The following is a 12,721-nucleotide window of genomic DNA, read 5'->3' as shown; positions in this document are numbered from 1 at the left end:
GCCCGCGCGCTGAAGGGCTACGACCGCGGCGAGTACCAGCTGTCCACGAAGTTCACCCCGCAGATCGCCGCGCCGGCGGCGATCCGGTCGCGGACATGCTGGAGCAGAGCCTCGACCGGCTGGGCACCGACTACGTGGACCTGTACTGGATCCACAACCCCGCCGACGTGGCTGGACGCCGCTGCTGATCCCGCTGCTGGAAAGCGGCCGGATCAGGCACGTCGGGGTCTCGAACCACAACCTGGCCGAGATCGCCCTGGCCGACCGGATCCTCGGCGAGGCCGGCTTCCGCGTGGAGGCGGTCCAGAACCACTACAGCCTCCTCTACCGCGGCTCCGAGCGCGTGGGCATCATCGGCCACTGCCGCGAGCACGACGTGCGGTTCTTCTCCTACATGGTCCTCGAGCAAGGCGCGCTGACCGGCAGGTACAGCCCGGCGAACCCGTTGCCGGCGGGCAGCAGCCGGGCGGCCGTGTACAACGGCATCCTGCCCCAGCTGCGGGCGCTGACGGACAGGATGACGGCGATCGGTGCGGACCGGGGCGCCTCCGCCGCCGACATCGCCACCGCTTGGGCCATCGCCAAGGGGACCACACCGATCATCGGGGTCACGAGGGCGGCTCACCTCGACGGGCTGGTCCGGGCGCACCGCATCGCGCTCGCCGGCGACGAGATCGCGGAGCTGGAGGAGCTGGCGGACGCCGCGGACGTCGACACGCGCGGCAGCTGGGAGCACGCCATGTGGCAGCGGGTGCGGCCCGGGCCCGGGCCGCACCCGCGCACTCAGCCGACGCGGTCGAGGTCCACGCCCCTCGTTTCGCGGCTGGTCGCCACCGCGAGCACGGTGATCGCCATGGTGAGCACGAGGTAGCCGATCACCGCGCCGACGCCGACGCTGTCGATCAGCCACACCGCGATCAGCGGCGCCGGCGCCCCGGCGATGATCGACGAGCCCTGGAACACCAGGGACGAGCCGGCGTAGCGGTAGCGGGTGGGGAACAGCTCGGTGATCCACGCGGCCTCCGGCCCGGCGAGCATGCCGTGGAACAGCGCGCCGGCGCAGACACCGAGCCACAGCATCGGCACGCTGGCGGTCTGGACCATCCAGAAGAACACCGGCGCCCAGACCACCAGCGCGACGGCGGGCACGAGCATCGCGATCTTGCGGCCGACCCGGTCGGACCACGCGCCGCCGCCGATCATGCCCGCGAACTGGCACACCGACGCGAACGTCACCGCCAGCACCACATCGCCGCGCTGGTACCCGAACGACGTCGTGGCGTAGGCGATGACGAAGACGGTGTAGATGTAGAACGCGATGTTCTCGCCGAGCCGCATCCCGAGACCGTGCAGGACCGCGCGGGGCCGGGCCAGCGCTTCGAGCACGCTCGACCTGTGCGCGGCCTTGCGCTCGGCACCGGCGCGGGCGGCCTGGAACACCGGCGATTCCTCGACGCTGCGCCGGATCCAGAACCCGATCACCAGCAGCGGCACCGCGACCAGGAACGCCACGCGCCAGCCCCACGCGTCGAAGGCGTCACCGGGGAACAGGCCGCCGAGGACGGTGACCACGACGGTCGCCAGCACGGTGCCCAGCGGCGCGCCGGCCTGCGGCCACGCGGCCCAGAACCCGCGGCGCTTCGGCTCGCCGTACTCGCTGACCATGAGCACCGCGGCCCCGAACTCGCCGCCCAGTGCGAAACCCTGCGTCATGCGCAGCACGACCAGCAGCAGCGTCGCCCAGATGCCGATCTGGTGGTAGGTCGGCAGCAGCCCGATCGCCGCGGTCGAGGTGCCGAGCAGCAGGAACGTGGTCACCAGCATGGGTTTGCGGCCGAACTTGTCGCCGAGGTGCCCGAACACGATGCCGCCGAGGGGGCGCGCGACGAACCCGAGCCCCTGGGTGGCGAGCGCGAGGAGCAGCTGCACGATCCCGTTGCCGCCGGGGAAGAACAGCGGGCCGAGCACGGTCGCGGCGAGCACGCCGTAGATCGCGAAGTCGTACCACTCCAGCACCGCGCCGGCCATCCCGCCCGCGAGCACGCGCCGGAAGCTGGTGGCGGGCCGCGCCTGCCGCACCGTTGACGTCATTGTCAGTTCCTTTCGAATGTCCACAGGGGAGGGTCAGAGCCGGAGGGTGATGCGGTCGCCGCAGGCTCGCGAGCAGCAGGTCATCATCCTGGTGCCGGCGGCCCGTTCGGCCTTGGTGAGGACCACGTCGCGGTGGTCGACCTCGCCGTCGAGGACAGGCACTTCGCACGTGCCGCACAGGCCTTCTTCGCAGTCGCTGGGCACGTCGACGCCGGCGGCGCGCAGTGCGGCGAGCACGGTCTCGTCCGCGGCGACGCGCACCGTGAGCCCGGAGTCGGCGAGGTCGACGTCGAAGGCGTGCTCCACGGCGGGGTCGAGCACCCGCTGCGTGGTGGTGAAGTGCTCGACGTGCAGCGCGTCGTCCGGCCAGTGCGCGCTCGCCTTGGCCAGCGCGTCGAGCAGGCGTTCCGGCCCGCAGGCGTAGATCTGCGTGCCTTCCGCCGGATTCGCGAGCAACGCGAAGACGTCCAGGCGCGTTCCGTCCGTGCTGGTGTGGACGTGCAGCCGGTCGCCGTGGTCGCGGCGGCACCGGTCGAGCAGGGCCATCGCGGGGGTGTCGCGGCCGCAGTAGTGCAGTTCGTAGCTTCCGCCGGAAGCCTTGACGTGATCGGCCATCGCGATGATCGGGGTGATCCCGATCCCGCCCGCGACGAACACGTAGTGGCGCGCGGTGGGGTCGAGGCGGAAGTGGTTGCGCGGGCCGCGCAGCGACAGCGTGGCGCCGGGGCGCAGGTTTTCGTGCACGTAGCGGGAACCGCCGCGGCTGTCCGGGTCCTTGAGCACGGCGATGCGGTAGGTGCCGGCGTCCGCGGGATCGCCGCACAGCGAGTACTGCCGGGACAGCTCGCCGAGCTGCAGGTCGACGTGCGCGCCCGGTGACCACCTCGGCAGGGGCTTGCCGTCGGTGGCGGCCACGGTCACCTCGACGACGTCCTCGGCCGCGCGCTCGACCGACACGACGCTCACCGTCCGGGCCACGGCGCGCTTGGACGGTTCCCCGATCCGCACCGGGCGGCGCAGCTCGGTGATCGACGGGTCGGCCCGTTCCGGGTTGGCGGCGGGATCCCACTGCACCCACAGGTGTTCCGGGCCGCGGAAGGAGGTGTTGGGGACGTAGGTGAACTCCTGGTCCGGCACGAGTTCCAGGTGCGGCAGCCTCCGGGTGAGTTCCTCGAGGAAGATCTGCAGTTCCATGCGGGCCAGGTTCTTGCCGAGGCACTGGTGGCTGCCGTAGCCGAAGGTCAGGTGGTCGGTGGCGTTGTCGCGGCGGAGGTCGACCTCGTCGGGGTGGTCGAAGTGCCGTTCGTCGCGGTTGGCCGAGGAGTTGACGATGAGCAGCTTGGCGCCGCGCGGGATCGGCACCCCGCCGATCGTGGTGTCCCGGGTGACCAGCCTGCGCCACGCCGCGACCGAACCCGAGTGCCGCAGGCATTCCTCCACGGCGTGGGGGATCAGGTCCGGGTCGGCGCAGATCTCCTCCCACACCGCGCGGTTTTCCAGCAGCAGCTTGATGGCGTTGGCGGCGGCGTTGGCCGTGGTCTCGTGGGCGGCGACGATGCCGGCCATCATGATCGAGTGCAGGTAGGAGTCGGTGATGACGTCGGGGTGTTCCCGCTGCGCGCGGATGCTGTAAGGGATCCAGCCGTGGCCGGACGGGTCCTGGCGCAGTTTGTCCAGCACGGTTCCGGCGTACTGCCAGAACTTGCCGACGTTCTCGGCGACGGCGACCTGCTCCTCGGGTGAGGGCCTGCCCCAGGTGTTGACGGTGTGCGCGATGGAGTACTCGCGCAGGGTCGCCATGTCCTCCTCGGGAACGCCGAGGAAGTGCAGCGCCACGGTGAGCGGGACCTCCCACAACATCTCGTCGACGAGGTCGGCCTTGCCGGCGTCGACGAACCGGTCGACGTACTCGCGCGTCAGCCGCCGGACCATCGGCTCGTGGTGGACGAGCTGCTCCGGGGTGAACGGGTGCATCAGGACCCGCCTGCGGGGCATGTGTTCCGGCTCGTCCTCGTTCACCAGCGTGCGGTTCATCGCGTAGCCGTACTTCGCCAGCGTCGCGGTGGCCTCGGCGGAGACCGGCGTGATCTTCTCCAGCGCGATCGAGGGCGAGAACGTGGTGTTGTCGCGGAAGACGGCCTTGACGTCGTCGTAGCGGGTGACGACCCAGTAGCCCAGGCGCGGGCTGTAGAACACCGGCTCTTCGTCGCGGGACCAGCGCACCGCGGCGGGCGGGTCGGCCTGGTACTCGGGGCCGAACGGGTCGAAGGCGCTCGCCCGGGGCGAGACCGGGCAGCCGGCCGCCGCCGCCGCCGCGTGATCGACCGGGCACGACCCTGTGCTCATGCTGTTCACCTCGTGTTTTACTGATAACGCACATGTTGTTGCGGTGAGCGAACCGCGGTGTAGCGTAAGTGGGGCACGGGGAGGCGTCAAGGTCCGCCGGTAGAGTCGGGCCGGGATCGACAGCGGAGGGGCGGCATGAGCACGTTGCAGACGCTCGACCGCGGGCTGCGGGCGTTGGAGGTCGTGGCGGAGTCACGATCGGGCATCTCGGTCGCCGACCTGGCGCGCGAACTCGACGTGCACCGGGCGATTTGCTACCGCATCGTCGCCACGCTGGAAGGTCATCGGCTGGTGTCCCGCACGGGGGACGGGCGGGTGCGGCTGGCGTCCGGTCTGGCGACGCTGGCGGCGAAGTTCGAGCCGCACTTCAACCAGGACGCGCTGCCGCTGCTGAAGGAACTGGCCAACCGCACGTCCGCGACGGCGTTCCTGTCCGCGGCGGAGGGCACCGAGTGCGTGGTGGCGATGGTCGCCGAACCCGAGGGCACCGTGCTGACCGTCGGCTACCGGGTCGGCAGCAGGCACCCGCTCACGCAGGGCGCCGCCGGCCTCGCGATTCTCGCCGCCCGGCCGGAAGAACCCGGCGAGCCGGACGCGGTGCGGCAGGCCCGCCAGGACGGCTACAGCCTGACGCGCGGCCAGCTGGAACGCGGCGCGGTGGGCCTCGCCGCCGGCATCCGGGCCGGCACGCTGGAACGCAGCGTCGGCGTGGTCGCGATCGATGGCCTCGACACCGACCTCGCGGCCACCGAGGTGATGGCGACCGCGCGGCGGATCGAACAGTTGCTCACGGCCTGAGCCGTGGCGGTCAGGCGCCGAGGGCCGCGAGCGGACACCACTCGCGGCCCTCGGGCTTGGTGCAGCCGGTCAGTTGTCGTTGTGCCCTTCTGGTGTTGCAGTTGCCGCTGCCGCCCGCGCTGAGCGTGTAGGAGCCGCCATTCCAGTGCTCGGCTCACCCGTCGGTCTCGGCGACAGGGGACCATTCCCGCTCACGCGGGAAGCGCCAGTCCACAAAGGCCGGCTGTCCGGACACCGGATCCACCGCAGCAGCCCGCGTCCGATCGCTCCCTGCCGCCGCTTAGGCCCGTCGACCGCGGCCCCGCGCCGGGCGAATTCGAGCGCGCTCGTGCGGCGATTCCGCTGCCGGCCCCGGTGATCAGTCCAGCCTTTCCCTCGAAGTCCGTCATGACAGGGCCTCGTGGTTGGTCCAGACGACCTGGTAGGGATGCCGCGACTGCCAGCGCTGGATGAGCTCCTCGGTGCCGGGCGCGGTGAAGACCGCGTTGAGCGCGTCGACGTCGGCGACTCCGAGCTGGATGATCGCGCTGGCGACGAAGACCGGGCTGTGGTCGTCGGCGGGCACGCGGATGTGGGGACGGGCCGCGAAGGTCTCGACGCGGCCGGAGCCCAGCATGAGGTTTTCGATGTCCTTCAGGTATTGATCCAGCTCGGCGTCGGGGATGGGATGGTCGAAGGAGACAATCATGTTGTGGTTGAGCACGAACCGATTCAAGCAACGACAGCCGTGCGGAGTCCAAGACCGGTTCGTCATCCGGCGATAACCTGGAGGCATGATCGAGGTCGAGACGCGCGAGCTGGCCTACTTCGTCGCGGTCGCGGAGGAGCTGCATTTCGGCCGCGCGGCGGTGCGCCTGTCGATCGCCCAGCCGGCGCTGTCGAAAGCGATCCGGCGCGCCGAGGAGCGGCTGGGGGTGCAGCTGTTCGTGCGTTCGAGCAGGCGCGTCTCGCTCACGGCGGCGGGGGAGGCCCTGCTGTACCACGGCCGCCACGCGCTCAACGCGATGAGCGTCGCGGTGCAGCAGGCGCGACAGGCCGGTGACGCCGACGCGCACTTGCGGCTCGTGATCAAACCCGGCGGCGACGCGAACCTGCTGTCGGGCATTCTCACCGCGTACGCCCAGCTGCCCGACGCACGCCGGGTCGACATCCTCTTCGGTGGTGCCACCGACCGCGCGGACTACGTGCGCGACGACCGGGCCGACCTGGCACTGCTGTACGCGCCGTTCGACGATCTCACGGGGCTGGCGTACGAGGCGCTCCACGTCGAGGACCGCGTTGCGATCCTCCCCGCCGATCACCGGCTGACCGCGCGGGAGGAGGTGCGGCCGGCCGACCTCGAGCACGAAACGATGCCGCGGTGGAAGGCGTGCCCGGCGGCGGGACGGGGCCGGAGCTGGTGGACGTGCCCCAGATGATCCAGATGATCGCGCTCGGCCGCACGATCGCGATGCTTCCGCGCTCGCTGGTCGAACCCGTGCCGCCGGGAATCGTGTGCGTCCCGGTCGTCGACGCCCCCGCCAGCGAGATCGTCCTGGCTTGGGCCGAGCTGGACCGCCGTCCGCTCGTGGCCTCGTTCGTGGCGGCGGCGCTCGCCGCCACGGGCAAGCGCTAGCTCGCCGGTGCGGGGCGAGCCTCCTTCGCGCGTCCGCGCGGCTGCTGGGCGTTCGCCGCGAAGAGGCGGTGCAGTAGCTGGATCGCCACCGAACCTTCGCCGACGGCCGAGGCCACGCGTTTCACCGATCCGTGCCGGACGTCGCCGGCGGCGAAGACGCCGGGCATGCTCGTTTCGAGGAGCAGCGGGTTGCGCTGCAGTGGCCAGGTGCCGTCGCGGAGGTCGGATCCGGTGAGGACGAAACCCTGGTCGTCCCGGTCGAGCTCGGGTGGCAGCCAGCGGGTGTGCGGCCGGGCGCCGATCATGATGAACAGCCCGTCCGCGCCGGTGGTCTCCTCGCCGCCGGTCGCGCGGTCGCGGAGCACGAGGTGGTCCAGCCGCCCGTCACCGCCGCCGCCCACGATCTCGGTTCCGGTGCGGACTTCCAGCCCGGGGGTCGCCGCGATCTCGCGCGTCAGGTACTGCGACATCCCGGCGTCCAGCGACGAGGCGCGGACCACGAGCGTGACGCTGCGGGCGTAGCGGGCGAGGTACAGCGCGGCCTGGCCGGCCGAGTTGCCGCCACCGAGCACGTACACGTCGCGGCCGGTCATGGCGGGCGCTTCGGACGACGGCGGGCCGTAGAAGACCCCGGCGCCGCTGAGGGCTTCCAGCGCCGGCAACCCGAGCTGGTGGTAGCTCGCGCCGGTGGCCAGGAGGACCGCGCGGGTCCGCACACGGGCGTCGCCGGACAGGGTGACGACCACCTCGCCGTCCGCGCGCTCCAGGCCGAGCGCCTGCCGCATGAACGCGAACTTCGCGCCGAAGACCCACGCCTGGTCGTAGGCCTGCTGCGCGAGGCGGCGGCCGCTGACGCCGCGGGGGAACCCGAGGTAGTTGCGGATCAGCGAGCTGGAGGTCGCCTGGCCGCCGAGCCCGCCCTCGTCGACGACCAGCGTGCTGAACCCCTCCGACGCGCCGTACACGGCCGCGGACAGCCCGGCCGGCCCGGCGCCGATGATGACCAGGTCGAACTCCATCCGCTCGGGGCTCACCGGCGAGCCCGATGCCAGCGCCAGCTCGGTGTTGCTCGGGTCGGTGAGGACCGTGCCGTCGGGGAAGAGGACGACCGGCAGCCGGATCCCGTCGCCCACCGTGGCCAGGCGTGCGCGGCCCTCGTCGGAGTCGGCCAGGCAGAACGAGTGCGGGATCGCGCAGCGGCCGAGGGTCTGGCGCAGCTCGTAGGCCCGGCCGGACCAGCTCTCCCCGATGACGTGGATGGTGTAGGGCGAGGTCCGCCGCGACTCGGCCCAGTCCAGCAGCGAACTCGAGATCGCCTGGTGGAACGCCTCGTCCGGGGTGGCCATCGGCCGCAGGACGTAGTGGTCGATGAGCCCGCGGGCGATCGAGGTGTAGATCGCCTCGCCGGTTTCGCGGTCGCCCCAGTCGCCCCACGCGATCAGCAGCCCGCGTTTCGCGTGCGGGTGGAGGCGGCGGGTGCGGTCCAGCAGCTCGCTGCCGGTCATCCCGGGCAGCCACTGGCCGGCGAGGACGAGCGCGACCTCGTCACCCGCGTCGGCGAATTCCTCGAGGACAGTCAGCGCCTCGCGAGGGGAGGACAGGCACACGATCCGGTAGTGCCGGGCGTAGCGCTCCCGCAGCTCCCGCTCGACATCCCCGAGTACGTCCGCATTCCCGTCGACGGCGACGAGCACTGCGCCGGACATGCCGAAGACTGTAACCGCTCGTCGGCCGCCTGGAAACGGCCTCACTCCGCCAGCAGCCCCCGGTACAGCGCCAGGTGCGCCCGCGCCGCGGCGCCCCAGTCGTAGGACGCCGCCAGCTGACGGCCGGGTTCCCGCAGCCGGCCGGGGTCGGCCAGCGCGGCTCGCATCTGGTCGGCCAGCCCGGCGGGGCCGGAGGCGAACCGGGCGGCGCCGTCGAACACCTCACGCAGCACGGGGAGTTCGCGGGTGACCACCGGGACCCCGGCGGCCAGCGCCTCCATCGCGGCGAGGCCGAAGCCCTCCTTGGTCGAGGGGAAGGCGAACACGTCCGCCGCCGCGACCAGGGACGGCAGCGCGTCGTGGGCGACCGGGCCCAGTACCACCGGCTCCACGCCCAGCTCGGCGGCCCGTTTCTCCCACGCCGTCCGGTAGTCGCGGTAGTCGAACAGCGTCTCGCCGCCCGCGATCACCAGCCGCACGTCCGGGTCAGTCTCACGCAGCAGGGCGTAGGCCTCCAGCAGGTCCAGCGAACCCTTGCGCGGCTCGATCCCGCCCACCGACAACACAAACCGGTCCGACCATGCCGGATCCGGCGCGGCGGTGGCGAACCGCTCGTAGTCCACGCCGTTTGGGATCACCGTCGCCTCGACACCCCAGCCCTCGCGCAGCTCCCCGGCCACCGCGGCGGACACGCAGACGTGCGCGTACGGGCGGCGGATCGCGCGTTCGTGGCAGGCGGCCAGTTCCGGCGTGGTGAAGTGGTCGATGTGGTGCACCGTGCGCACGACCCGCTCGACCGCGTTGGCGCTGATGCAGTCCTGGGCGTGCACGATGTCGTAGCCGCCCGGGTCGAACGCGGCGCGCAGCACCTCGATCGAACGCAGGATCCGCGGCCCCACGCCCTCGCCCTCGACCTCCGGGAACGGCACGATCCGCACGCTCACCGCCGGGTCGACCGGGCGGAAGAACCCGCTGTCCCCGCCGCGGCCCAGCGACCACACGGTCACCTCCGCGCCCTCGGCGGCCAGCGCCTCGGCCAGGGCCAGCGTGTGCACGACCCCGCCGCGCGGCTTCGTCGAGTAGCTGAGCAGGGCGATCCTCACGTGCGGCTCCAGTAGGCGTCGGGTTTGCGCTCGGCCAGGTGGTGCAGCACCCGCCGCGCGGTGGCGACCTCACCGGCGACGTCGACCTCGGCGATCGCGATGCCGGCCTTGCTCCAGGTGCGGGCGAGGATGTCGCCGCCCGGCCCGACCACCTTGGCCTGGCCCAGAAAACGCATCCCGCCCATCGCGCCGGTCTGGTTGGACGAGGCCAGCACCACCTGGTTCTCCGCCGCGCGCGCCTGGTCATAGAGGTCGAACAACCTGGCCTGCCGGTCCTGCGACATGCGCGGCGCGCGGTTGGTGATGCTCGTGGGCCACGCCGACAGGCAGGCCAGGACCTCGGCGCCGTCGAGCGCGAGGCTGCGCGCCGATTCCGGGAACGTCTTGTCGTAGTCGATGAGCATGCCCAGCCGTCCCACCGGCGAGTCGAACGCGGCGAAGGAGGTGCCTGCCGAGTAGGCGGCGACCTCGCCGGGCGGCTGGTGCACCTTGCGGTGCCTGCCGAGCACGCCGTCGCCGGTGACGCACACGGCCGCGTTGTAGCGGTGCTCGCCGTCGGCCTCGCAGTATCCGACGCACACCACCATGTCCGCGGCGAGCGCGGCGATCTTGCGCAGGTGCACATCGTCCGGGGCGAGCGCGGGCGGCAGCGCGCCGGGGTCGGGGTGCCGCAGGTCGGCGAGGTACCCGCCGAGCGCGGCGTCCGGCAGCACCAGCAGCGCCACCCCCGAGGAGCGGGCGTGCTCGATGAGCGTGGCGATGCGCTGCAGGTCGAAGTCGAGGTCGCGGCCGAAGTGCGCGGCCACGGCTCCGATGCGGATGGTCCCCATCGCGTCAGTATCGCGCCGCGGCGAGTTCCTCCTCGCCGGTGGCCAGCGCCGGGTAGGCCGCCGGCCGCCGGTCCCGCAGGTGGCCCATCGACCGGCGCGCCGTCTCCAGCGCCTGCCGCACGTCGAGCTCGGCGACCGCGATGCCCTCGGCGACGCCAGTGCCGGCCAGGATCTCGCCGCCCGGGTCGACGACCTTCGCGCTGGCGACGAACCGCAGGTCGCCGAACGCGCCGGACTGGTTGGCCGACAGCCACACGATCTGGTTCTCCAGCGCCCGCGCCTGGTCGAACAGGTCGAAGCGGCGTTTCCACCGGTCCTGCGCGAGGTCCGCGGCGGGGTTGGTGCGGCTGCCCGGCCACGCCGAGACGCACACGCCGATCTCGGCGCCGTCGAGGGCGAGGCTGCGCGCAGACTCGGGGAACGCCTTGTCGTAGCAGATGAGCATGCCCAGCCGCCCGACCGGCGTGTCGAACGCGGCGAACCCGTCGCCCGCGCGGTAGGTGGCGTCCTCCGACAGCGGCTGGTGCACCTTGCGGTGGTTGCCCAGCACGCCGTCGCCGGTCACGCAGACGACGCTGTTGTAGAGCCGTCCCCCGGCGTGTTCGCAGTAGCCGGCGGTCACCACCATGTCGCCGGCGAGCGCGGCCAGCCGCTTGATTTCGGGGCCGTCGACGTCCAGGGGTGGTGGCCCGTCGGCGTCGCCGTCGAGGTTGGCCAGGTACCCGCCGAGGCAGGCCTCGGGCAGGGCGAGCAGGCCGACGCCGTCCGCGCGGGCGGTGGCGATCAGGGCGGCGATGCGGTCGAAGTCGCCCTCCAGGTCGCGGTCGAAGGGCGCCGCGACCGCGGCCATCCGCAGGGTGCTCATGAGGTCCCCAATCCGGTCACCCCGGCCGCGATGGCCTGGGTCTGTTCTCCGTCCGGCCAGCGCAGCGCGACGCCGCGCCCGGCCACCAGCTCACCGCATTCGGCGCTCACCGCCGGTCCGGCGTCGAGCTCTGCCGGCCCGGTGGTGAGCATCGCGAAGCCGGGGAAGCAGGTGAGCCAGTCGCCGGCGCTCGCGCCGCGGGGCCGGGGCACGGCGGTCACGTCGAGGACGGCGCCGCAGCCGCTGGCCTCGGCGAGCATCCCGAGCGTTCCGGCGATGCCGGCCATCGACACGTCCTTCGCCGCCGCGGGCCGTGCCCGGGCGACGGCGGTCAGCATGGCGCGCAGTTCCGGTGTGCGGCGGGAGGTCGTGGAATCCCATTGCCGTCCGGCGTATCCGGGCCGCCACCGCCCGCCGAGGTCGGTGGTCAGCCGCACCCGCTGGCCAGGCCGTCCGCCGCCACCGGGCACCGGGGATTCCGTGCGGCCCAATGCGGTCACGGCGAGCGACGCGGGCACGCCGAGTTGCGTGTGCCCGCCGAGCACGGGCACGCCGTAGGCCTGGCTCGCCCGGCGCAGCCCGCCGAGCACGCGGCTGGCGAACGACGCGTCACGCGCGCCGAGGGCGTCCAGCATCCCGACCGGTTCCGCGCCCATCGCGGCGAGGTCGTTGACGTTGACCAGCACCGAACACCAGCCGGCCCAGTCCGGGTCGCGCTCCACCATCGACGGCAGGATCGCGTCGCACGCCGCCACCACGTCGCTGCCGGGCACCGGAACCCCGTCGTCGCCGACGAAACCGGGCACGCCGGTCAGCCCGGACAGCAGCGGCCCGAGGTCGCTCTTGGTCGCCCGGGCCAGCGCGGCGATGCGGCCGATCGGGTACCGCATCAGCACGTGCGGCGTCCCGGCGACCGTCACTGGGCGCACCCGGTCCCAGCCCAGCCGGGCGAACAGGTTCTCGTTGCGGGCCTGCACCGTGGCCTCGAACCGCAGCACCCCGGCGTTCTCGGCGTGCGCACAGGCGGCTCGCACCAGTGCCGGGCCGACGCGGCCCCGGCACGCGGGGTGCACCACCAGCCGCCCGCCCAGCCACCAGCCGATGTCCTCGGCGGTGGCCGGGCCGAGGCGGACACCGCCGATGACCGTGCCCTCCCGGTCACGGGCGACCAGGACGACGGTGCGCGGGTCGTCGTCCCGCTCGTCCCGGTCGTGCGAGTCGAACAAACCCTGTTCGTGCACGAACACCTCGGTGCGCAGGGCGTGGTAGGCGCGCACCGCGACGGCGTCGGCCGGTTCGATGTGGAAGGCGGGACGCCGGGCCAGGGTCGCCGAATCGCCCAGCAGGGCCAGCACGTCGGGCATCAC

Annotated in this window: 12 protein-coding genes; 4 read left to right on the top strand and 8 right to left on the bottom strand. The window is 72.6% G+C overall.

The window, feature by feature from the left end:
• The first annotated feature begins 145 nt into the window (after window positions 1–145).
• Window positions 146–871, top strand: a complete 726-nt coding sequence (locus AMY39116_RS42445) for an aldo/keto reductase (protein ID WP_202961408.1) — start codon at window positions 146–148, stop codon at window positions 869–871.
• On the opposite strand, the gene AMY39116_RS0308265 is transcribed toward AMY39116_RS42445, so the two are convergent.
• Complete coding sequence (locus tag AMY39116_RS0308265; RefSeq protein WP_020417219.1) at window positions 784–2,091, bottom strand: MFS transporter; 1,308 nt, start codon at window positions 2,089–2,091, stop codon at window positions 784–786. The genes AMY39116_RS42445 and AMY39116_RS0308265 overlap by 88 nt on opposite strands.
• A 33-nt stretch (window positions 2,092–2,124) precedes the next feature.
• On the bottom strand, window positions 2,125–4,437 hold the full coding sequence (locus tag AMY39116_RS0308260; protein ID WP_020417218.1) for a cytochrome P450/oxidoreductase: 2,313 nt from the start codon (window positions 4,435–4,437) through the stop codon (window positions 2,125–2,127).
• A gap of 135 nt (window positions 4,438–4,572) precedes the next feature.
• On the opposite strand from AMY39116_RS0308260, the gene AMY39116_RS0308255 reads away from it, so the two are divergent.
• Window positions 4,573–5,235 (top strand): IclR family transcriptional regulator, encoded by a 663-nt coding sequence (locus AMY39116_RS0308255; RefSeq protein WP_020417217.1) that lies wholly within the window; start codon window positions 4,573–4,575, stop codon window positions 5,233–5,235.
• 385 nt (window positions 5,236–5,620) lie between these two features.
• On the opposite strand, the gene AMY39116_RS0308250 is transcribed toward AMY39116_RS0308255, so the two are convergent.
• The gene (locus AMY39116_RS0308250) at window positions 5,621–5,938 is read right to left on the bottom strand and encodes a hypothetical protein (RefSeq protein ID WP_020417216.1); all 318 of its coding nucleotides are present in this window, start codon (window positions 5,936–5,938) and stop codon (window positions 5,621–5,623) included.
• A gap of 70 nt (window positions 5,939–6,008) precedes the next feature.
• Here AMY39116_RS0308250 and AMY39116_RS42440 point away from each other — a divergent pair, with 70 nt between their 5' ends.
• Together AMY39116_RS42440 and AMY39116_RS47380 are read left to right on the top strand one after the other, a co-directional pair.
• Window positions 6,009–6,653: a LysR family transcriptional regulator gene (locus tag AMY39116_RS42440; RefSeq protein WP_235716083.1), complete on the top strand. Its 645-nt coding sequence runs from the start codon at window positions 6,009–6,011 to the stop codon at window positions 6,651–6,653.
• A complete protein-coding gene (locus AMY39116_RS47380; protein WP_235716082.1) occupies window positions 6,650–6,850 on the top strand; it encodes a hypothetical protein in 201 nt (66 codons plus the stop codon). Before AMY39116_RS42440 ends, AMY39116_RS47380 begins: the two co-directional genes overlap by 4 nt.
• Here AMY39116_RS47380 and AMY39116_RS0308240 read toward each other — a convergent pair.
• The 5 genes from AMY39116_RS0308240 to AMY39116_RS0308220 are packed head-to-tail and all read right to left on the bottom strand — an operon-like array spanning window position 6,847 to window position 12,718.
• Window positions 6,847–8,556: an FAD-dependent oxidoreductase gene (locus tag AMY39116_RS0308240; RefSeq protein WP_020417215.1), complete on the bottom strand. Its 1,710-nt coding sequence runs from the start codon at window positions 8,554–8,556 to the stop codon at window positions 6,847–6,849. The genes AMY39116_RS47380 and AMY39116_RS0308240 overlap by 4 nt on opposite strands.
• 41 nt (window positions 8,557–8,597) lie before the next feature.
• The gene (locus AMY39116_RS0308235; protein ID WP_020417214.1) at window positions 8,598–9,659 is read right to left on the bottom strand and encodes an MSMEG_0565 family glycosyltransferase; all 1,062 of its coding nucleotides are present in this window, start codon (window positions 9,657–9,659) and stop codon (window positions 8,598–8,600) included.
• Window positions 9,656–10,489, bottom strand: coding sequence for a carbon-nitrogen hydrolase family protein (locus AMY39116_RS0308230; protein WP_020417213.1), 834 nt, complete (start codon window positions 10,487–10,489; stop codon window positions 9,656–9,658). Before AMY39116_RS0308230 ends, AMY39116_RS0308235 begins: the two co-directional genes overlap by 4 nt.
• A gap of 4 nt (window positions 10,490–10,493) precedes the next feature.
• Window positions 10,494–11,354, bottom strand: coding sequence for a carbon-nitrogen hydrolase family protein (locus tag AMY39116_RS0308225; protein WP_020417212.1), 861 nt, complete (start codon window positions 11,352–11,354; stop codon window positions 10,494–10,496).
• A complete protein-coding gene (locus tag AMY39116_RS0308220; protein ID WP_020417211.1) occupies window positions 11,351–12,718 on the bottom strand; it encodes an MSMEG_0567/sll0787 family protein in 1,368 nt (455 codons plus the stop codon). Before AMY39116_RS0308220 ends, AMY39116_RS0308225 begins: the two co-directional genes overlap by 4 nt.
• Window positions 12,719–12,721: the final 3 nt, after the last annotated feature.

The sequence above is a fragment of the Amycolatopsis sp. ATCC 39116 genome, assembly GCF_000231075.2.
GTDB lineage: Bacteria > Actinomycetota > Actinomycetes > Mycobacteriales > Pseudonocardiaceae > Amycolatopsis_E > Amycolatopsis_E tucumanensis.
The sequence above is the reverse complement of the archived record's forward strand: the minus strand, read 5'-3'. Positions and strand labels throughout refer to the sequence as shown.

Bases quoted from the DNA above. Each gene is read 5' to 3' on its own strand.
- AMY39116_RS0308260 (WP_020417218.1), bottom strand. From the start codon at position 4,437: ATGAGCACAGGGTCGTGCCCGGTCGATCACGCGGCGGCGGCGGCGGCC.
- AMY39116_RS0308265 (WP_020417219.1), bottom strand. From the start codon at position 2,091: ATGACGTCAACGGTGCGGCAGGCGCGGCCCGCCACCAGCTTCCGGCGC.
- AMY39116_RS42440 (WP_235716083.1), top strand. From the start codon at position 6,009: ATGATCGAGGTCGAGACGCGCGAGCTGGCCTACTTCGTCGCGGTCGCG.
- AMY39116_RS0308225 (WP_020417212.1), bottom strand. From the start codon at position 11,354: ATGAGCACCCTGCGGATGGCCGCGGTCGCGGCGCCCTTCGACCGCGAC.
- AMY39116_RS0308220 (WP_020417211.1), bottom strand. From the start codon at position 12,718: ATGCCCGACGTGCTGGCCCTGCTGGGCGATTCGGCGACCCTGGCCCGG.
- AMY39116_RS47380 (WP_235716082.1), top strand. From the start codon at position 6,650: ATGATCCAGATGATCGCGCTCGGCCGCACGATCGCGATGCTTCCGCGC.
- AMY39116_RS0308230 (WP_020417213.1), bottom strand. From the start codon at position 10,489: ATGGGGACCATCCGCATCGGAGCCGTGGCCGCGCACTTCGGCCGCGAC.
- AMY39116_RS0308240 (WP_020417215.1), bottom strand. From the start codon at position 8,556: ATGTCCGGCGCAGTGCTCGTCGCCGTCGACGGGAATGCGGACGTACTC.
- AMY39116_RS0308255 (WP_020417217.1), top strand. From the start codon at position 4,573: ATGAGCACGTTGCAGACGCTCGACCGCGGGCTGCGGGCGTTGGAGGTC.